15 protein-coding genes, 4 tRNA genes and 1 pseudogene are annotated in these 16,351 nt (G+C 41.7%); 2 read left to right on the top strand and 18 right to left on the bottom strand.

The annotated features are described in order from the left end of the window. Window positions 1–88: 88 nt before the first annotated feature. From FTU77_RS01110 to FTU77_RS01025, 18 genes and pseudogenes are all read right to left on the bottom strand, one after another. Window positions 89–163: transfer RNA gene (locus FTU77_RS01110), tRNA-Thr, on the bottom strand. A 23-nt stretch (window positions 164–186) separates the two neighbouring features. Beyond that, window positions 187–262 (bottom strand) — tRNA-Gly (locus FTU77_RS01105). Window positions 263–300: 38 nt separating this feature from the next. After that, a tRNA-Tyr gene (locus FTU77_RS01100) sits at window positions 301–384 on the bottom strand. Between the two features lie 54 nt (window positions 385–438). Continuing rightward, window positions 439–514: transfer RNA gene (locus tag FTU77_RS01095), tRNA-Thr, on the bottom strand. 98 nt (window positions 515–612) lie between these two features. After that, window positions 613–2,106: an anthranilate synthase component I gene (gene trpE, locus FTU77_RS01090; RefSeq protein WP_180054353.1), complete on the bottom strand. Its 1,494-nt coding sequence runs from the start codon at window positions 2,104–2,106 to the stop codon at window positions 613–615. Between the two features lie 117 nt (window positions 2,107–2,223). After that, complete coding sequence (locus tag FTU77_RS01085) at window positions 2,224–2,892, bottom strand: phosphoglycolate phosphatase (RefSeq protein WP_180002846.1); 669 nt, start codon at window positions 2,890–2,892, stop codon at window positions 2,224–2,226. Between the two features lie 77 nt (window positions 2,893–2,969). Continuing rightward, complete coding sequence (locus tag FTU77_RS01080; protein ID WP_180012116.1) at window positions 2,970–3,719, bottom strand: FHA domain-containing protein; 750 nt, start codon at window positions 3,717–3,719, stop codon at window positions 2,970–2,972. 77 nt (window positions 3,720–3,796) lie between these two features. Next, window positions 3,797–6,028, bottom strand: a complete 2,232-nt coding sequence (gspD, locus tag FTU77_RS01075) for a type II secretion system secretin GspD (protein WP_180050750.1) — start codon at window positions 6,026–6,028, stop codon at window positions 3,797–3,799. 42 nt (window positions 6,029–6,070) lie between these two features. Next, entirely contained in the window at window positions 6,071–6,937 is an 867-nt protein-coding gene (locus tag FTU77_RS01070; protein ID WP_180012118.1) for a type II secretion system protein N, read from the bottom strand. Next, window positions 6,937–7,680, bottom strand: coding sequence for a type II secretion system protein N (gspN, locus tag FTU77_RS01065; protein ID WP_180054254.1), 744 nt, complete (start codon window positions 7,678–7,680; stop codon window positions 6,937–6,939). The genes FTU77_RS01070 and gspN overlap by 1 nt, the downstream gene beginning before the upstream one ends. Before the next feature lie 167 nt (window positions 7,681–7,847). Further along, window positions 7,848–8,174 carry an H-NS family nucleoid-associated regulatory protein gene (locus FTU77_RS01060; protein WP_078190459.1) on the bottom strand — a complete coding sequence of 109 codons (327 nt, stop codon included), beginning with the start codon at window positions 8,172–8,174 and terminating at the stop codon, window positions 7,848–7,850. Between the two features lie 142 nt (window positions 8,175–8,316). Beyond that, window positions 8,317–8,748, bottom strand: coding sequence for a thioesterase family protein (locus FTU77_RS01055; protein ID WP_078190460.1), 432 nt, complete (start codon window positions 8,746–8,748; stop codon window positions 8,317–8,319). Between the two features lie 9 nt (window positions 8,749–8,757). After that, window positions 8,758–9,951, bottom strand: coding sequence for a heme biosynthesis protein HemY (locus FTU77_RS01050; RefSeq protein ID WP_180054246.1), 1,194 nt, complete (start codon window positions 9,949–9,951; stop codon window positions 8,758–8,760). A 6-nt stretch (window positions 9,952–9,957) separates the two neighbouring features. Next, complete coding sequence (locus FTU77_RS01045; RefSeq protein ID WP_180054244.1) at window positions 9,958–10,800, bottom strand: hypothetical protein; 843 nt, start codon at window positions 10,798–10,800, stop codon at window positions 9,958–9,960. Further along, on the bottom strand, window positions 10,797–11,576 hold the full coding sequence (locus tag FTU77_RS01040) for a uroporphyrinogen-III synthase (protein WP_180002832.1): 780 nt from the start codon (window positions 11,574–11,576) through the stop codon (window positions 10,797–10,799). Before FTU77_RS01040 ends, FTU77_RS01045 begins: the two co-directional genes overlap by 4 nt. A 3-nt stretch (window positions 11,577–11,579) precedes the next feature. Continuing rightward, a complete protein-coding gene (hemC, locus tag FTU77_RS01035) occupies window positions 11,580–12,497 on the bottom strand; it encodes a hydroxymethylbilane synthase (RefSeq protein ID WP_218945470.1) in 918 nt (305 codons plus the stop codon). Between the two features lie 95 nt (window positions 12,498–12,592). After that, window positions 12,593–13,333, bottom strand: coding sequence for a LytTR family DNA-binding domain-containing protein (locus FTU77_RS01030; RefSeq protein WP_180002830.1), 741 nt, complete (start codon window positions 13,331–13,333; stop codon window positions 12,593–12,595). A gap of 53 nt (window positions 13,334–13,386) precedes the next feature. Further along, a pseudogene (locus FTU77_RS01025) lies at window positions 13,387–14,540 on the bottom strand (sensor histidine kinase). Between FTU77_RS01025 and argH the strand changes: the two are divergent. After that, on the top strand, window positions 14,531–15,961 hold the full coding sequence (gene argH, locus FTU77_RS01020; protein ID WP_180054242.1) for an argininosuccinate lyase: 1,431 nt from the start codon (window positions 14,531–14,533) through the stop codon (window positions 15,959–15,961). The pseudogene FTU77_RS01025 and the gene argH sit on opposite strands and share 10 nt — an antisense overlap. Before the next feature lie 27 nt (window positions 15,962–15,988). Continuing rightward, window positions 15,989–16,261 (top strand): oxidative damage protection protein, encoded by a 273-nt coding sequence (locus tag FTU77_RS01015; RefSeq protein ID WP_078193129.1) that lies wholly within the window; start codon window positions 15,989–15,991, stop codon window positions 16,259–16,261. The last annotated feature ends 90 nt before the right edge of the window (window positions 16,262–16,351 follow it).

Genomic DNA, 16,351 nt, shown 5'->3' with positions numbered 1-16,351 from the left:
AAAATAAACACCCAATACTTGAAAAGCAGACTAAAAAGCCTGCTTCTGGAATCTTGTGCAACATTTAAAGTTGCTAAACTGTAAAATCTGGAGCTCTTATCGAGATTTGAACTCGAGACCTCTCCCTTACCAAGGGAGTGCTCTACCACTGAGCTATAAGAGCAAATATAAGCACTTCAATAGATATGGAGCGGGAGACGAGGGTCGAACTCGCGACATGTAGCTTGGAAGGCTACCGCTCTACCAACTGAGCTACTCCCGCACGATGTTGGTACAAACCACTTATTGAAGTCTTAAAATTGGTGGTGAGGGAAGGATTCGAACCTTCGAAACTTTCGTAGCGGAGTTACAGTCCGCCCCCTTTGACCGCTCGGGAACCTCACCATTTTACACTTACTTCAGTGTCGTTCTTTCTACTCACTCTCAAACTTTCTAAGATGGTGCCGGCACACGGATTCGAACTGTGGACCTACTGATTACAAGTCAGTTGCTCTACCAACTGAGCTATGCCGGCGTTTCTTAGTGTTTCGTACGTTTCGTATCGGAACGGTGTGCAGTTTAGCAAATCTTGAAATCCTTGCAAGTGTTTTTTCTAAAAAAAACGTGAAAAACTCATAAAATCAATCCATTTGATGATAATTCAACCGCTTTGATCACTGCGCGAGCTTTTATTTGGGTTTCATTCCACTCTGATTCAGGATTAGAGTCATACACCACCCCTGCTCCAGCTTGAACATAGACCTTATTTTCACGAATTACACAGGTACGAATCGCAATCGACATGTCCATTTCACCATGCCAGCCTAAATAACCAACAGCACCACCAAAAATTCCACGTTTTACTGGTTCAACTTCGTCAATAATTTCCATAGCGCGGATTTTTGGTGCGCCTGAAAGTGTGCCCGCAGGGAATGTTGCTTTAAAAACATCCAAAGCATCGACATCATCACGTACTTCACCTTGCACATTTGACACAATGTGCATAACATGCGAATAACGTTCGATCACCATTTGATCAGTCACGTGAACTTTACCGATTTTAGAAACGCGTCCAACATCATTTCGCCCCAAATCGATCAACATCAAATGCTCTGCAATTTCTTTTTCATCAGATAGCAAATCTTTTTCTAGCGCTAAATCTTCTTCTTTTGTTTTACCTCGTGGTCGCGTTCCCGCCAAAGGACGAACTGTTGCCACACCATTTTCTAAACGGGACAAAATTTCAGGTGATGAACCGACGATATGAAAGGGAATGTCATTCTCAAGTGTTTGCCCTTGCACCAAGAACAAATATGGAGATGGATTGAGGTGACGTAGTGCACGATAGACCTGCAAAGGCTCACCATCAAAATCGGATACCATACGATGGCCCGGCACAACCTGCATCACATCACCGGCTTTAATATACTCTTTTACTTTTGCAATAGAGTCAATAAAGTTGTCATGTCCAGTGATGGATTCAAACTGTGGTGCAGTATGCTTATTTGCTTTGAGTGCAATTGGGGTTGCCAAAAGTTCTTCTAGCTCATCCAATTGTTGCTGCGCTTGGGTATAGGCCTCAGCATCATTTACATCGGCATGTACAATTAAGAATAAAGTATCTTTGAGGTTATCAAAGACAATGACGGTTTTAGATAGCATCATCCAAATATCTGGAATCCCGACTGGGTCAGCTTCTGGCACATTATTGAGCTTCGGTTCGATATAACGCACAGCGTCATAACCAAAGTATCCAACCAATCCACCGGTAAAGCTCGGTAACGTAGGCAAATCTTGCTGTGTAGGGACTTTATATTGTGCTTGGAAGTCACGGATGTATTGAAATGGGTCTGCACATTGTTGTTTTTCAATCGAACCATCAACATGTTGAACGGTCAACTGCCCTTCATTACACGAAAATACGGTGGACTCACCCAAACCAATAATGGAGTAACGTGCCCAGTTTTCGCCACCCTCTACAGATTCAAATAAATAGGCTTGTTTATGTTGTTTTAATCGCGCAAAGACAGACAGCGGAGTTTCTGTATCTGCCAAGCGCTGACGATAGACTGGAATCAAGTTATATCCAGCAGATTTCAGTTGTTCAAATTGAGTTTGTGTAGTCATCTCGGTTTCTCTATATTTCGCGTGGTCAATTTCAGTTAATTTCTTCTCATGCTGATTGAGTGACGCCATCGAAAACCTACACACTTGCTCATTTTCACTTCCTTAACCCTAATTATTTCAACCCAATAATTCTTTTAAGTTATCGACCACATGCTGCGGCTGACAATCTCGAATATTTTCACCATGATTATAGCCATAGCTGACCACAATACAATCAATACCAGCACGACGTGCTGCCTCTACATCATTGACAGAATCACCCACCATCAAAATTTGCTGTTTTGGTAAGGCATAATGTTCCGCACAATACTCTAGCTGCTTGGGATGTGGTTTCCGCTCTTCAAAACGATCTCCGCCTATCACATCATCAAAGTAATCATGCATACCCAGTGCTTGCACAATACTGCGTGCCGGTTGCTCTGGTTTATTGGTTACACAAATCAGAATTTTCTGCTCTGCTTTTGCCCAATCCAAGAACGATAGAATGCCGTCAAAGGGCTGCGTCAAGACACAAGGATCGGCATTGTAAATCTTTAGAAAAGTTTCCAGTAAAAGATGGTGCTGTGCGGCATCCACCTTTCCGGTCAAGTATTCAAGTACGCTATGACAAAATAATGAAGTCCCTTTCCCAATCCAGTTTCGCACCTGCTCTTCTGTGACCAAAGGTAATTGCAACGCATTTAGACTCATATTCATCGCACGATGTAAGTCAGATGCTGAATCGACTAGCGTTCCATCCAGATCAAATAAAATCATTTGGCGTTCTGCTAAACGAACTTCAAACATAATATCCCTCTATTTTTTTGTAAATTTTCCCCATAAAAAAGGCATGCCCATGCATGCCTTTTGAGGAATGTCTCGGTTTATTTAAACAACACCCATGCAATAATTGCAAGAATGATTAAAACAATGACTGAGATTAAGCCTACAGAGGCATTTTTTTGCGCTTCACGCTCTTGCTCTACACATGTCGCTGGAATTTCTACATCACATGCTTCATTTTTCGGAGCAGCAGTAATGTCAATTCCCTCAGGGATTGGCGCAGGTTTAGGCACACCCACATTGGTCGGCATACCATCACGAGTCAATTGAACTGAACCATCACGCTCTTTCAACTCTGGCATCCCTTGATCATTCATTTGTTGTGCTGCAGTTTTAACGATAGGCTCTTGTGTCTCAGTTTCAGACGTTTTAACAACAGGTTCTTGTGCCGCAGTTTCAGAAACCGCAACAGCTTCAGACGGCTGCTGAACAGGTGTAATTTCTTCTGTTTGCAACGCTTCAACGCTTTGTTCAATATCCGCTGGGATCTGAACAGCTTTAGCTGGAGCCAATAAACTAAACTTCACACTGGCAAACTGTACAATATCACCTTCTTTTAAAAGTGATTCACCAGTCAAACGGACATCATTAATAAACGTCCCATTGGATGAATTGAGATCTTGCAACCAGAGTGCCTGATCTTTCAGTACAAAGGCAGCATGTTTACGCGATACATCAGATTCTTGTAAAACAATATCTGCTTGTTGATGACGACCCACCAACATATCTCGCTCAATACTAATTTCTTGTCCTGTTAAATCACCAGAAATTGCTTGAATTTTCCAAGTCATGAAGTTAATTCTCTATTGCTCGTTTTTTTCATCATAGCATGCAGTGGTTTCAAAGCTAAACCACCCTACTGTCTAACCTAAGGAGTTTCCGCCACTTTGCCATTCGGTACGGTTATGGTTTGGCGCTTCACTGCAGGTTCAATGGCGACTGGCGTGGAGACCACTGCCGCTGGCTGTGTGGTTTGTGGTGCTGTAGGTACCGTCTTATACACAGGGGCTGGTGCTGTACCTTTTGAAACAGGTATGCGCTGCTGATACACATCGTCCACATTTTCAGGTAATTTCGCAAAATTACCGTCATTATCCAGTGCCAGTTGCAGACTATAGAGCTGACTGTAACGTTGCTGAGACATTTTCTTCACATCAGCAGAATTTCCAACAATGGTCGGATGAATAAAGATCAGCAAATTGCGTTTACTGTTGGATTTTCCTTCCGAGCTAAAAAGTTTGCCCAGTACAGGAATAGCCCCGAGCCCCGGAACGGATTGACGCCCATGCAATGTATTGTCCGAGATCAAACCACCCAACACAATCGTTTGACCATGCTCTGCCAAGATCGAGGTTTTAATCGCACGTTTAGTCGTAACTAAGTCCGACGCTTGACCTTTATTGTCTTTTACATCAGAAACTTCTTGCTCGACCTCTAAACGCACCGAGCCGCCATCACCAATATGCGGCACAACTTTCAAAGTAACACCGACATCTTTACGCTCAATCGATGTATACGGATTGGCTGTACCACCATTGGTGGTGACCGAACCTGTCACAAATGGAACGTTTTCACCCACCACAATATAGGCTTCTTCGTTGTCCATCGTCACTATCGACGGTGTAGATAATAAATTGGATTTGGTCTTTTCTTTTAAGGCCTGAATCATCGCACCATAGAGTTTGCGCGAACCATCACTACCTTCACGATAATCACCAAGAACTAAAGAAGTACCCGCACTCACCGCGCTACCCGCACCCGCAGCACCACCAGTTAAATAACCTGCGGCAATATTTTTTAAACTAGAACCAAAGTTATCAAAGTTAATTAAGCCGATACCACTACTGATATCTCCCAACGCCCATTGCACACCGAGCTGATCGGTATCCGTGCCTTCAACTTCAATAATCGCCGCTTCGATCAGCACTTGCTGACGACGAATATCGAGCTGCTGAATCGCAGATTCAATTTCACGCATGAGCTGCGGATCTGCTTTCACAATCAGTGCATTTTGTGTGGCATCAGCAATAATACTCACGCCATTGGCATTAAAGCTTGAGATACCGTTTTGCGTATTATTGGAAGAGTTATTACTGTTGAGGTTAATACCTGAACTGGTGTTATTTTGTGAACTGAATGACTGTGAATTCGAACTGTTACTATCATTCATTAAACTGTTCATCGTGCTGCTATTTGAGCTATTCGATGAATTTGTACTCGAAACGGCCTGCCCTGTGACCAAGCCTTGTAAGATTTCTGACAAGTTTTTGGCACTTGCATACTTTAGACGAAAAACTTTCAATCCACCCAATCGATCTGCAGCAGGCACATCTAAGGTCTCAATAATCTTACGAATACGCTTACGTGTCGCTGTATCACCTTTAATGATAATACGATTGGTTCGATTGTCCGCAATAATACGAATTCGTGAACCTTTCGGGTCTTTTGATGCGCCGGTCGAACTCATCGACTCTAACAGCCCAATCATTTCTTCGGCCTGACTCGATTGCAGCGTCACGGCTTCGATATCATTTTGACCCGTTCCATCTAAATTACGAATAATCGTTTCGAGCTGGTAAATATTACTAGCACGGTCTGAGACGATCAGCGCATTGGTCCCCGCCACTGCTGACAAATGTGCAAATTGCGGCATCAGTGGACGTAGGGCTGGAATTAAGTCGTTGGCATTGGTGTTATCAAGCCAAATTACTCGGGTGACAATTTGGTCTCCAGACGCACGGTGGCGCGCATCATAAGGAATGCCCGAGCTTTTTACATTACTGTCTGGAACCAGTTTAATGGTGTTGCCCGATGGAATCGCCACCACGCCATTGACATTCAATACACCGAGAAACAGGTCATAGACTTCATTTTTATTTAAAGGCTTATTGGAAATAACCGTTACATTTCCTCGTACCCGTGGGTCAACTGCAAAATTTTTCCCCGTGATATCTGCGACTTCATTAATGAATGCCGTAAGATCTGCATCACGTAAATTGATTTTCCATGTTTGTGCATAACTTGCTGTGCTGACCATAGCAACCAAGGGCACCATGGCATAGGCAGCTAAAGTTGAACGGTTATTATTAAATAAAGCCATATACGCCTGTGTTTCCTAACCCTATAAAGTGATGAAACATCACTAAAAATCCTGTTGTATGGTCATCACTTGATCACCACGTTTGACTTCAAGTTTCACCTGCCCTTCACGGCGGGCTTGTTCTAATAATTGCGCCTCAGATTGTCCTGCACCGACTGCCTGCCCATTTAAAGACATGATGCGGTCACCCGGTTGCAAACCCAATTTATTTCTCAAGGCAGCAGGTGTTCGATTTGAAATCTCAAACCCACCATTACCTGATGGATTCACCCCCATTTCCTGCAGATATTGCTCACGATTTTCTGTCATGCGTTGTACGGCCTGACCAATCGCGGACTGCGTCGTGCCTTGCCCTGAATTTGCAGGATTAGCTGCATTTTGCATGCTGTTATTTTGCAAAGATCCGCCTGATGTTGCATTGGCTGTAGGGACAATCGGTTGATCTAATCCGTTTTCAATACCTTGGAACGCTAATTCACGCCGTGCACCATTACCCTGCGTTAAAATCACCTTATCCCAATAAACTTCAGCCAGTTGATATGATGAACCTTGAATGGTTTCTCCAACCAAGTAGCGATCTGAACTCTCATTGACCTTAATCACTGCCGACGAGTAGCGACTTGGCTGTCCAACCACCACACCTTGTAAAACCATATTTAACTGCGCGTCAGCTGCTGAACTGCGGTTTTCCTGAAACAAGGCAAAAGAGCTAATATTAGGAACTTGCGTTTGCTGTGAACCCAATTCAACTCGGTCTAACTGCATGGCTTGTGGCGGTGCAATCAATAACCAAAATAAAGCGGCTAACTTCCAGCACAGGTACAAAATTATTAAAGCCAAGACCACAGGTGCAAGTCGATCTGTTTGCTTCCAATTGATCTCGCGGATTTTTTCGAAATAGTCAGCCATCAGTTCACCCCACTCAATAGAGGTTGACGCGAACTAATCACATACGTATCTAATCCTGCCTTACCTTCATAGGAAGCAACATTCATCAAAAAGCGCTGGGTTAATTGCACATCCAACATGAGGTCTGGCTCAAGTGATAAATTCATCATCTTTTGTTCGCGTTGATCTCGAACATCAATCGACAATTTGCCATTATCATCTTTTAATTGAGCTAACATGGCAGGCACATTCATTGACTCTTGACGCTGTGCAAAGCTAAAGGATAAATCCCCACCTGCCCACTGCATCTCGCCTAATGACTGACTAAATCCCTGTTGTGGCTTATATTTAAACTGCACATCTTTTAATTGAATGGCATTCATTGGCCATTGCCAATCGGCAAAACTTTTTAAGGTTTCAGGAGCAATTTGACCCTCTAAGTTTTTAATACTAATACTTTTACCAAAACCATACCCCATCACACCTTGTAGTTTGGTATTGCCACTATGAATTTCAACATTTGCACCCAAGCGTAATAAAATCAAATCCCACGGGCGTGTGTTCCAGTTTAACGAGCCTTTCAAATTTCCTCGTGTCCAATCTGCTTGCCCATGCCAAATATTGCCACTGACGTTATGTAGCATTTGGTTATTTTTATAAAACTTTGTAATGAGCCACGCTGCTGGCACTTGCAGCATAACGAAAATTAAAAAACTGATCGCAGCAAAAATGAGCCACCGAATATTATTAGTTTTATTGATCATCCCACCACAACCGATCCATCAATTTTTTTCCATCATTTAAACATTTTTCTTTATAGACACATTATGCATACTTTTTCTGCATAGCCAATTCAAAGAGATAAAAAAACCAGGCATTTGCCTGGTTTAATTATCCTGAACTCAGGATATGACGATTTCATGAATTGTTCTTAAATTAAGAAGTCTTCTAGTTTCGCGCCTTTTTCTAACTCAGCCACTAACCAACGTGGTTGCTTACCACGACCAGTCCAAGTGTCATCTGCATTGGTTTTGCTACGGTAACGTGGCTCAACCGCTTTACGAGTTGATTTTTTACGTTTGCTTGAACCAAATTCAAGGATTTGTTCAACGCTTAAATCTAAATTTTCTGCAATTTCAACAATACGGTTGTACGCATCTTCAATCGCTTGATCTTTTTTTGATGCAATCAGTGCTTCAGCTTCTACTTGAAGCTTCTTTAACTCTTCAACTGATAAATTACTAATATCAGGCATAATCTTTAACTCCGAAATTTCATTTTAATAATGCTTATGAAAACTCGCTCATAATATTATAATAAAATTTTTATTCAATAAATAATTTTCATTTTACTACAATATTTTAACACGACTCCTTAAAATATATAAAGTTAAATTGTATTTAAATATTATTTCCCACTGAATTTTCTAAGGCTTTTATTTTGGTTTTAATATTTTCTGGAATAGAGGTTTTTTGTAGGGTAGTTTTATCCACGCACACAATAACCGCATCGCCTGTTGCCACGATTTTTTGTTGCTGTTCACTCCATAATATATAACTCATACGAAATGCACTATTTCTTAATTCTTCAACGCGCGTTGCCACTTTTAAAATATCAGGATAAACCACGGGGCTTAAATATTTACACTGGCTTGAAGCAACAACCGTAACCACAGACTGATTAAATATATCCAACTGATCTAAATAACCAATCCGCGCACTTTCCATATAACGATAATAATGCACGTTATTTACATGACCAAAAGCATCCATATCCCCCCAAGCTACGTGTTGAGTATGAATCAATGAATATTGAGCTAAATTTTCTTGCATATAATATCCTTATATTCTAATTTCCATAAAATTAGCATTATTTTCAAATATTAAATTTAATTGTTTGGTCAAATCTTCCTGCTGATCTAAAGCTGACTTGATACGTAAATAACTCATTAATACATCATCTGGATATAATTCTAACAATGCATCCGCCTCAGCTTGGCGTGCTGTCGCTTGGTAAATATTCCATTTTGCAAAACTAAAAACAGGCAGCGCAGGATACTTTTCTTCCCAACGTTGAATCTGCTGTTCTACAGCCACATAGTCAGGGTTTTGCTTCAGCATTTTTTGCTGGAACCACAAAAAGAACACTTCTTTGTTAAATTGCTGTTCCAGCAAATGAATAGCCAATTGCTCATGTTCCTGACTCATCTCAGGCACACGAGACAAGACTTTTAACCAAAGCACTTTGACCACATATTTACGCTCTGTGATTTGATCTTGCAAATCCAAATAACGCTGCTTTAGGTGCTGTAAGTCATCGACATCTGCTTGATCAAATGCTGATAATAATTGCTCCAACCAAGCTTGTTTTGTCAGCTCATCTAAGTGCCCATAACGTGTCGAACGCAAATACAACCAAGGAAACTGCAACGCAAACATACCCCATAGCGTAGTTAAGCGCTGCTCATAGGCAGTGCTGACTTTTTGCAACCATGGCGATAATTCATGTTGATTCAAAAATTCGAGATGCGTTAAAGCCTTTTCACCCTCTTGTTGGGATAAATAAATTTCAATCCGTTGCAATTCTGCGAGTTCAAAAGCCATTGGATTGGTCTGAGTTAATGCATTTAATGCTGTTTCATATTGTTGCTGAATCCAATATAAACGCGCATCAATCACCCCTTTTAATAATCCAGACTCAGTAAAAGCTTGCTGAATAAAGTTTTTTTGATCTTGCGCAGCATTTAAAAGCCAAATGACAGCCAATTGTTCATAGGGATGCAGTTTATTAAAACTAAAGACTGTTTCAGATTTACGCTGCTCTCGACTTAAATAGCGTTTAACCGCATACCAAAGCATTTGCACGAACAAACTCAGTAGTGCCAGCAATAATGCTAAAAACCAAATATTGGATTGAACTTGCCATTCACGCCAGTATAAATAGACATAGCCTGCACCATGTCCAAAACTCAGCAAACTAATAATGGCAACAACCAATAAGCTAATAAATAAATAGGCCAATAAAATATGTTTCATAGTCGATTATCCTATGAGTGCCCGAGTATTTAATAGCGGTACAGAAATAACCGGAATGTCCTTTAATTGTTCTAAACGTTGGCGTATTGGTTTTAATGAAGCATCTGGCAATTGCTGCATAATTTGCATAATTTCAGTGATTTCTTGTTGAAATTGAGGATATTGTCCTTGATTTAAAACTTGCTGAGCCAAAATTAAACGTAACTGCATTTCTTTTAATACCAAGCTACGCTGCATTAATACGGGACTTGGTTGTTCGACTGATTCGACTTGAATCCATTTTTGCCAAAAAGAAAGACCCTTTTGCTGCTCTTTAGAACTATAGGGCTTTAATATTTCTTTTTCTAACAATTGATCGATCGATTGCAGGGTATTTTTCACTTTATCAGATTGCAACTGACGCTCTGTCACATATTGCTTTAAGGTCTCACGATCTTTTTGAATCACCTGATGCAAACTCATACGCAGTGCAGGTGCCAAGCTCAACTGATCCAATTGTTGGTCTAATTGGTTTAATTTTTCCAAAGCGACAGCAAATTGTTGTTGCTGCATGGCAAATTCAACCAAATCAAGTTGCTGACCCACAACAATCATTGGCTCAATGCTATGGGTTGCCTCAGCAGCAATCGAAGTATTCGATGTCGTTGCAGCCGCCATCTCGGTCGCTGTGCCGCTCAACCGGCGTTTCAAAGCCACGACCTGATCATTCAAACCTGCATTGCGCTGTTGCAATAAAGTTTGCTGTTGCATCAGTTCGGTTTGTTGAGCATTGACTTGAAATAGGTCAAAACTGAGTTTAGCCAACCAAAGTACGGCGACAATGACCACAACGACAAACAACTTCTTCATGTATTTCCCTGCACGACTTGCACATGCTGCAATATGTGTGTCGCGTTTAAATCTTCGAGTTGAATAATTTTAAAATCTTTGTTCAGTGTTATACGACTTTGCTCAAGTAGCTCGAACAACCTTACACCTAAAACTAAAAAATGTGCATGACTCAGCACTGATAAATGCGACTGAATCAAGTCAAGCCAATTGAGCCAACTGGCCTCACTGGTGATCAACATACAATACGGAGATGACAACTGATGTTCAGAAATGAGTGTTTTTACTTTTTGAGTGGTCTCTTCCGGTAGATGCCGTTCGTATAGCACAAAATTGAGAATCTGAATGCCACGTGCTAGCAACTGCTGCATCATAAATTGACGACCACCTTCACCGCGCCAAAACGCTACACAAGCCCCGGCCTCTAATTGTTCTAAATGGCTTAAGGTGAGCATTCCCTCTGAGGTTTCCACCTGCGGCACAACACTGTGAATGCCATAATCAGCCAGCTTTGCTGCGGTTGCGTCACCGACTGCAATCCATTGAGTATGTTCGAGCTGTTCAAGTGAAATGCCTGCCTTACGCAGACCTTGTATACCAAAGGTGACCGCAGAGGGGCTCACCACAACCAATACATCCGCAGCACTCAACTGGGCGTAGCACGCTGCCAATGCTTCTGACCATGCCCGCGGCTTGAGCTCAAGTAATGGAAGCTCAGCCACAGCAACACCCGCAGAGCGCAGCGTCAAGCTAAGCTGCGCTGCACGATCTGTCGGACGTGTATTGATAAAAAGCATGTATTAATACAGTGCCTTTAAAATTTCACCGGCACCTTGGGTTAACAAGTCTTGGGCCAATTTGACACCGAGCTGTTCAGCCTGTTCGGGAAGACCTACTTGCTGTGCTTTCAACAAGGTTTGACCGTCAACACTACCGACTCGACCTTCCAAATGAATCTGACCATTTTCTAAGGTTGCATAACCTGCAATCGGTACTTGACAGCCACCTTCTAGATATGCATTAAAAGCACGTTCTGCACGTACACAAGAATTGGTCTCTGCATGCATTAAGGGCAAAATTAAATCCAATACAGCTTGATCTTGGCTACGACATTCTAGGCCCAATGCACCTTGTCCAACTGCAGGTAAACTCACAACAGGCTCAAGAGTATGACGAATACGCTCTGCTAAGCCCAAACGCTTCAGCCCTGCACTCGCCAAAATAATCGCATCATAGTTACCCGCATCGAGTTTAGATAAACGCGTACCCACATTGCCACGCAGATCAATAATTTCAAGGTCTGGACGTTGTTTTAAAATTTGGCATTTGCGGCGCAAGCTCGACGTTCCAACCTTCGCACCCTGGGGTAAATCATCAAAACTGTTATAAGTATTTGAAACGAAAGCATCTAATGGGTCTTCACGCTCACAAATCACGGCCAAGCTTAAACCTTCAGGCAAAGCCATTGGCACATCTTTCATCGAATGAACTGCCAAGTCTGCACGACCATCCAACAACGCCGCTTCTAACTCTTTTACAAATAATCCTTTCCCCCCAATTTTGGCTAAAGGGGTATCTAGAATCTTGTCACCTTGGGTCACAAAGGTCACCAACTCAACTTTCAAATTTGCATGAAGTGCTTCTAAGCGTGCACGAATATGTTCCGCCTGCCAAAGTGCAAGCGGGCTTTGTCGAGTTGCGATCTTAAGGATATTCATAAATTTTAAAATACAGTCTATAGGGCTATTATTCTAAACTTAACTTGCTCAGTTGAAAATGCAAGCTTAATTCGCAATGTGCTTTGACACTTGCCCTATAATTTTTGTATTCGCTCACGTAAATTCGGTAAATGTCGACGGCTGACCGCCAAACGCTCTTCTAAATCTCGACAACGCACCTGATACTGCCCCGAGCTTACGACTTCTAAACCTTCTAAAAAGCTCACAGACACCAAGGCATTTCGATGAATACGTATAAAGCGATCACCAAATTCATGCTCTAAATCCTTCAGCGTTTCATCAATAAGTACATTGCCATTTTTATGCCGAACAGTGACATATTTCTGATCTGCAAGAAAATAATAAATATTTTCCACAGGGACCAGTTCTACACCACGATAAGTCTTTGCCGCGATTTGATGGCGGCTGATTTTAATTTCGTCCATATTTTCTTTTTGTTTTATCGTGCTCAATTGAGCTTGGGTTAATTTAGTTAAATGATCTAAAACCTGCTGCAATTCCTGTTGCATAACCGGTTTTAGTAAATATCCCTCTGCATTCGACTTAAATGCATCAAGTGCATGATGATCATATGCAGTACAAAAAATAATAGCGGGCATGGGGTCTAATTCACGCAACAATTTAGCGCAAGTCAGCCCATCCATTTCAGGCATTTGTATATCTAGTAAGATGACATCAGGCTCGAGGCTTTGAGCCAAGTCAATCGCTTGTTGACCATGTGAGGCTTTCGCAACCACTTGATGTCCAAGTTGAGTGACTAAACGTGACAATCGCTCTACTGCTAGAGGCTCATCATCACAGATCAGGATGTCCATTTCTCCTCCTTATCTCGTTAACGTCATTTATTTTTATTGGTCAACTGAGATTTCTATTTATATTGATATTGCACCACAGTCGTATACATTCCCTCGCCTGCGTAGGTTTGAAAAGTGACATGCTGACCATAATATGCCTCAAGTCGCTGTTTCACATTTTCGATGGCAATACCATTCCCCTGACGTAATTTAATTGTATCCTGTGTATAAGGATTTGTAATAACGATATTAATTTGATTTTGTAATATTTCAATCAATATATTTATCGTACTCTTTGTCAAAATCTTTTCGACTCCATGAAAAATACTATTTTCTAATAAAGGTTGTAAAGTTAATAGTGGAATTTGTACTTGAGCGTACTGTTCAATGTCGGCCAGTTTCCACTCCACATTGAGCCGATCGCCCAATCGCATTTGTTCGATGGCCAAATAACGCTGACACAAATCGATCTCATCTTTGAGACTCACCAGTTTCAATTCTTGAAAACTCGCACGGAACAATCGAGATAAATTCAGTAGCATTTGCTCCGCTTTATCTGGGTCAATCGCAATCAAGCTAATCACATTGTTTAAGCTATTAAATAAAAAATGTGGATGAATCCGAGCTTGCATAGCCTGAATGCGTGAGTTTAATTCACTATGATGTTGTCGACCCCACTGTTCTCTTAAATATAAATATCGAAAACAAAATGCCCCAAGTAATACCCCATAGCTCAGATTTAAAACCACACTAGCAGTTAAAACATCTGCACTCAAACCAGCTAAACTGAAATTTTCACCAAAATAGATCAAAACATTTAAAATTAAGGTGGTGAATAACACCAAAGCTTGCAATAAAACAAACCCGCTAAACATGAGCATTTTCATGCTTAAACCACGCGTCTTGCTCTGCAAAAGCTCTGAAAATGCTGCAAATGCCAATAATATCCAGTTAATAAACAACACATGCTGCATGACACTGTAAACACTTAAGGCTTGCCACGATTGAGCTTGTGCCAAAGCCAAGACCAACGCCACAATATTGCCCGCAAGAAAAAGCTCCCACAAATAATGCCAACGGCCCATTTTTCTTGAAAATACAGAAATTGTCATAGGCCCAAACCTTGTCTAAAAGTTTGATCAACTTGCCCTTCGGCAACTGGGTTCGAATTTGCTATACTCTTGTTCAGTTCTATGCTTTTTATCTTATTGAGCCGACATGACCACATCTTCTAATTCCTCAAATCCGTCACAAGCCCAAACTTCAGGCATGTGGGGCGGTCGTTTTTCCGAAGCTACTGACGCTTTTGTTGCTGAATTTACAGCATCTGTACAGTTTGACCAACGCTTTTATAAACAAGATATTGCAGGTTCAATTGCACATGCAACCATGCTTGCAAAAGTTGGCGTTCTAACTGAACAAGAGCGTGACGATATTATTCATGGCTTAAACACCATTAAAGCAGAAATTGAAGCGGGTAACTTCGAATGGCGCATTGACCTAGAAGATGTGCACATGAATATTGAGTCACGTTTGACTCAACGTATCGGTATTACAGGTAAAAAACTACACACCGGTCGTAGTCGTAATGACCAAGTTGCAACCGATATCCGTCTGTATGTTCGCGACGAAATCGATGCGATTTTAGAATTATTGAAAAAATTACAAAAAGGCATCCTAGGCTTAGCGGCGAAAAATACCAATACCATCATGCCGGGCTTCACGCATTTACAAACTGCACAGCCAGTGACTTTTGGCCACCATTTAATGGCGTGGTTTGAAATGTTGGTACGTGACTCAGAGCGTTTAATCGACTGCCGTAAACGTACCAACCGTATGCCTTTAGGTTCTGCTGCACTTGCAGGAACAACCTACCCAATTGACCGTGCATTCACTGCCGAATTACTAGGTTTTGAAGCTGTCGCTGAAAACTCTTTAGACGCCGTATCTGACCGTGATTTTGGTATTGAATTCAATGCTGCAGCATCACTCATCATGATGCATTTATCACGTATGTCAGAAGAAATGATTCTTTGGACATCGGCACAATTCAAATTTGTGAACATTCCTGACCGTTTTTGCACCGGCTCTTCAATCATGCCGCAAAAGAAAAACCCAGACGTTCCTGAGTTGATTCGTGGTAAAACTGGCCGTGTATATGGTGACTTGATGAGCCTATTGACCCTAATGAAAGGTCAACCTTTGGCATACAACAAAGACAACCAAGAAGATAAAGAACCACTATTCGATGCAATTGATACTGTTCGTGGCTCACTCATGGCATTTGCCGACATGATCCCTGCACTAGTGCCAAACATTGACATCATGCGTGAAGCAGCGCTGCGTGGCTTCTCAACTGCAACTGACCTTGCCGACTACCTCGTTAAAAATGGCGTGGCATTCCGTGATGCACATGAGATTGTGGGTAAAGCAGTTGCTCTCGGTGTTCAAGAAGGCAAAGATCTTTCAGAATTAACCCTTGAGCAACTTCAACAGTTCTCTGACTTGATTCAGGCCGATGTCTTCGAAAAAGCATTAACACTTGAAGCATCTGTCAATGCACGTAACCACATTGGTGGTACTGCACCTGCTCAAGTTGAAGCAGCAATTGAACGCGCACACGCACGTTTAGAAAAACTTTACGCATAACTTTTTCAAGTTAAATGGAGTATTGATATGTCTCGACAAGTTTTTTGCCGTAAATATCAGGCTGAAATGGAAGGTTTAGACTTTGCACCATTCCCGGGTGCGAAGGGACAAGAATTGTTTGATACGGTATCTAAACAAGCTTGGCAAGAATGGCTAAAACACCAAACTACGTTGATCAATGAAAAACGTTTAAACGTGTTTGAAGCTGACGCGAAAAAGTTCCTTGAAGAGCAACGTGAAAAATTCTTCAGCAATGATGAATCTTTAGAAAAAGCCGAAGGCCTAAAGCCTGAGGCGTGATAAAGCGGAGCACTGCTCCGCCACGCCGCAAGACAAGCAGCTATGCTGTGCGTAGGCTTTAATTGAAAAGAATCTCCAATCTTGGGGATT

Origin of the sequence: Acinetobacter sp. YH12142 (assembly GCF_013418435.1) — a bacterium.
Taxonomy (GTDB): domain Bacteria; phylum Pseudomonadota; class Gammaproteobacteria; order Pseudomonadales; family Moraxellaceae; genus Acinetobacter; species Acinetobacter amyesii.
This window is presented reverse-complemented; position numbering and strand designations above follow the sequence as displayed.

Excerpts from the sequence above, each read along its gene's own strand:
- argH (WP_180054242.1), top strand. The coding sequence starts at position 14,531 with ATGACCACATCTTCTAATTCCTCAAATCCGTCACAAGCCCAAACTTCA.
- FTU77_RS01055 (WP_078190460.1), bottom strand. The coding sequence starts at position 8,748 with ATGCAAGAAAATTTAGCTCAATATTCATTGATTCATACTCAACACGTA.
- FTU77_RS01040 (WP_180002832.1), bottom strand. The coding sequence starts at position 11,576 with ATGCTTTTTATCAATACACGTCCGACAGATCGTGCAGCGCAGCTTAGC.
- FTU77_RS01030 (WP_180002830.1), bottom strand. The coding sequence starts at position 13,333 with ATGGACATCCTGATCTGTGATGATGAGCCTCTAGCAGTAGAGCGATTG.
- FTU77_RS01085 (WP_180002846.1), bottom strand. The coding sequence starts at position 2,892 with ATGTTTGAAGTTCGTTTAGCAGAACGCCAAATGATTTTATTTGATCTG.
- FTU77_RS01050 (WP_180054246.1), bottom strand. The coding sequence starts at position 9,951 with ATGAAACATATTTTATTGGCCTATTTATTTATTAGCTTATTGGTTGTT.
- gspD (WP_180050750.1), bottom strand. The coding sequence starts at position 6,028 with ATGGCTTTATTTAATAATAACCGTTCAACTTTAGCTGCCTATGCCATG.
- trpE (WP_180054353.1), bottom strand. The coding sequence starts at position 2,106 with ATGACTACACAAACTCAATTTGAACAACTGAAATCTGCTGGATATAAC.
- FTU77_RS01045 (WP_180054244.1), bottom strand. The coding sequence starts at position 10,800 with ATGAAGAAGTTGTTTGTCGTTGTGGTCATTGTCGCCGTACTTTGGTTG.
- FTU77_RS01080 (WP_180012116.1), bottom strand. The coding sequence starts at position 3,719 with ATGACTTGGAAAATTCAAGCAATTTCTGGTGATTTAACAGGACAAGAA.
- hemC (WP_218945470.1), bottom strand. The coding sequence starts at position 12,497 with ATGAATATCCTTAAGATCGCAACTCGACAAAGCCCGCTTGCACTTTGG.
- FTU77_RS01070 (WP_180012118.1), bottom strand. The coding sequence starts at position 6,937 with ATGGCTGACTATTTCGAAAAAATCCGCGAGATCAATTGGAAGCAAACA.
- gspN (WP_180054254.1), bottom strand. The coding sequence starts at position 7,680 with ATGATCAATAAAACTAATAATATTCGGTGGCTCATTTTTGCTGCGATC.
- FTU77_RS01015 (WP_078193129.1), top strand. The coding sequence starts at position 15,989 with ATGTCTCGACAAGTTTTTTGCCGTAAATATCAGGCTGAAATGGAAGGT.